Raw genomic sequence first — 3,309 nt, forward strand, 5'->3', positions numbered from 1 at the left:
TCTCATCCGCAAACTCCCAGCCGTAGAAACCCTCGGCGGAGTAACGATTATTTGTTCTGATAAAACAGGCACCCTCACCCAAAATAAAATGGTGGTGCAGCAAGTGGCTACCTTAACGGCTGAATATCAGATTGGGGGCGAAGGCTACATTCCCAACGGTGAGTTTCAACTCAATGGTAAACCCGTCGAGCCACTCGCAGATCCAGCTTTAAAAGGTTTACTCTGGGGCTGCGCCCTTTGCAATGATGCAGTGTTGCAATATACCGATAACCAGTGGCAAATTTTGGGAGATCCGACAGAGGGAGCCTTATTAGTACTCGCTCACAAAGCGGGAATTGAAGCCACCGCTCAAAGTTACCCACGCATCCAAGAATATCCATTCGATAGTGACAGGCAACGGATGAGCGTCATCTGTGAACAGTCCCCATATTACCTATTATTCGCCAAAGGATCGCCCGAATCAATCCTCGATCGATCCACCCATACTCTCGTCGAAGATCGGTATGTGGAATTGACAGAGAAAGAGCGACAAACCATCCGCGCCCAAAACGCCCGTCTAGCGACTCAAGGACTAAGAGTTTTAGGTTTCGCCTATCGCTATTTCCCCCACCTTCCTGACGCAGATAACGCCGAATCAGAACTAATTTGGGTCGGCTTAGTCGGAATGCTCGATGCGCCCCGCCCTGAAGTTCGGGCTGCTGTTGATACCTGTAAAACTGCTGGAATCCGCACGATGATGATTACAGGCGATCATCCCCTGACAGCGCGGGCGATTGCTTGCGATTTGGGCATTGCTGAAGGTGAATGCCAAGTTGTCAGCGGGAATGAAATCGCTCAGATGGATGAAACAACTTTAGGGCAGACAATCGCGTCAGTCAATGTCTATGCTCGTGTCGCTCCCGAACACAAATTACGCATCGTCAAAGCCTTGCAACAACAGGGCGAATTAGTTGCCATGACAGGGGATGGTGTGAATGATGCCCCCGCATTGAAACAAGCAGATATCGGCGTAGCAATGGGAATTACAGGTACTGATGTGAGTAAAGAAGCTAGCGATATGGTGTTATTAGATGATAATTTTAATTCGATCGTTGCCGCTGTCGAAGAAGGGCGGATTGTCTACACCAATATTCGCAGGTTTATTAAATACATCCTCGGTAGCAATATCGGCGAAATCCTCACCATCGCCGCTGCTCCGCTGATGGGTTTGGGTGGTGTGCCGCTCTCACCCTTACAAATTCTGTGGATGAATCTAGTCACCGATGGCGTGCCCGCGCTGGCTCTAGCATTAGAACCTGGGGAGTCGAATGTGATGCAGCGAGAACCATTTCAACCTACTGAAAGTATTTTTGCCAGGGGTTTAGGCGGCTATATTATTCGGATTGGATTAGTATTTGCGATCGTCACAATCGGGTTGATGAAATGGGCTTTCGATCGAACCCATGCAGTCGATTATCCTGGCGATTCCGATACCTGGAAAACGATCGTCTTTACCACCCTTTGCATCGCCCAAATGGGTCATGCTTTAGCTGTGCGGTCTGTAAATAAACTCGTTATCGAAATTAATCCGTTTAGCAATCCACTGTTATTGTGGGCGATTCTGGGCACGATTCTATTGCAGTTGGCGGTGGTTTATATCGCTCCATTGCGATCGTTTTTCGGCACCCATCCTTTGAGTCTATTTGAACTGGGAGTCTGTTTTGGTTGCAGCTTACTGATATTTATCTGGATTGAAGGGGAAAAGTTATTTGTGCGGTGGTTTCGCTCTAAAAGTTGACAAATCTGGAAAAATCAAGGGACTCGAAGGCTATAGATCCAGCCTTGGGTGACGGGATTAAACTCATACACCTCGCAATGAGCAAAATCTTTTTCTGAAACCGAGTAAAAACAAATTCTCTGTATTATTTTAAAGGTGTAACCGATAAAACTGAGTGGTCTATCTTCTTCAGATGCACTTTTTAACCGATCTTGCTGAAAATACAATTCTTGCAGAGAATCAATTTTTATTCCTGATTGATGTCCAAACACTAAATAATTTCTGCGAAATTCAATCTCAAGTGTTTTCCAGTCAGATCTTAACTCTTCATCAGAAAGTGGCTCCAGAAAACCTTCCAAACTAACCGATCTCATTTTTTGCTGAAAGGCGAAGGTTAATGATGCCGTGTTACGAATGCTTATATCTCGCACTTTTCTAGATACAGGTGATGTGTGAAACTTTGGCTTTTTCTGGCTATCAAAAGACACACCGAGCATTCTTGTATGAGGCATCCCGTCTTCACCTTGGGTTCCCAAAACAGCACCATGTGAAAAGGAATTTCCAAACGATCGCTCTTCAGCAAGCCATTCACCTAATTTATCAAGTGGGTTAACCATCATTTACAACTTGTGAGTAAGAGATAAAGACTAAATAGTTGTGTCGGGTGGGCACGTTTCACCAGCTAAGTTTCAGACATTATTGATAGTATAAATATTTATACTGCCCTACTTACTAAATTTTATTCGATTACCTGCTTCGATTGCGGCTCCGCCAACGATAATGCTTCGATCGTGACAGAACCACCTTCTATTGCCTGAATCCGTAAATCATAGCCTCGCAACAATTGCATCCCAATCAGCGGCATAGTTTCTGACTCATTGATGTCGTTGGCGGAGCCTACCGGAGGTAATCGTGCGATACTGCCCATCCCAGATTACAACCGCAATATAAACTTCAAAAATGCAAGAAGTTCCGTCTCCCAATGTTGCCATATCGCGCCCCTTCCAAATTAGATCTAGCGACTCAATCGTACTAAATGGGAGAGTCAGGAAGCCCGAAAACCCCGTGTCAATCACTGCATCAACAAGTTGGGTTCTAGTATCATTCTTCACCACAATCGGCAGAATTGCCTCGCAACTCTGATTTACCACGCCATGTATCATACGGATTTCTTCAGACTTCGCGCCCCAAAATGGTAGACTGCCTGATGTCCAATGCGGATAAACCAGGTTTGGGCATCGGGAACTCTGGTAAGAAGATGCTCTGATGCGGTGACAATACTATCGGCGATTTCAAAGGCTCCGGTTTCGATATCGATCGCTACAATCTTACCGTGATTCCCTTCTTCAACTTGCGATCGAATCTGTGAATCATAAAGAGCATCACCGCGCTGGGCAAACTCTTCCTTGCTATATCGGGGTTGTCGGATTGTCATGGGCTTGACCTCACTACGACTTGATACTTCTATTTTAGCTTGAGGCGGCGATTACCTCTCGGCGTTTTTTCTCTGATTGACGCTTGTTAGACAATGGCTATCTTACTAAGTTCAACAC

General features: G+C 45.7%; 3 protein-coding genes and 1 pseudogene. 1 reads left to right on the forward strand and 3 read right to left on the reverse strand.

Annotated features, from left to right (window positions below; all coding sequences use genetic code 11):
• Positions 1-1,777: cation-transporting P-type ATPase (locus tag RMO79_RS07250; protein ID WP_310482442.1), on the forward strand; the 1,777-nt coding region annotated here is incomplete at its 5' end.
• A 14-nt stretch (positions 1,778-1,791) separates the two neighbouring features.
• Here RMO79_RS07250 and RMO79_RS07255 read toward each other — a convergent pair.
• The 3 genes and pseudogenes from RMO79_RS07255 to RMO79_RS07270 form a co-directional block, all read right to left on the reverse strand.
• On the reverse strand, positions 1,792-2,376 hold the full coding sequence (locus RMO79_RS07255; protein WP_310482443.1) for a pyridoxamine 5'-phosphate oxidase family protein: 585 nt from the start codon (positions 2,374-2,376) through the stop codon (positions 1,792-1,794).
• Positions 2,377-2,495: 119 nt separating this feature from the next.
• Positions 2,496-2,919, reverse strand: a pseudogene (locus RMO79_RS07265) (clan AA aspartic protease).
• A complete protein-coding gene (locus RMO79_RS07270) occupies positions 2,916-3,191 on the reverse strand; it encodes a hypothetical protein (protein ID WP_310482446.1) in 276 nt (91 codons plus the stop codon). The pseudogene RMO79_RS07265 and the gene RMO79_RS07270 overlap by 4 nt, the downstream one beginning before the upstream one ends.
• Positions 3,192-3,309 lie beyond the last annotated feature (118 nt).

It is taken from the genome of Chamaesiphon sp. VAR_48_metabat_403 (genome assembly GCF_031422475.1).
In the GTDB taxonomy this organism is placed as follows: domain Bacteria; phylum Cyanobacteriota; class Cyanobacteriia; order Cyanobacteriales; family Chamaesiphonaceae; genus Chamaesiphon.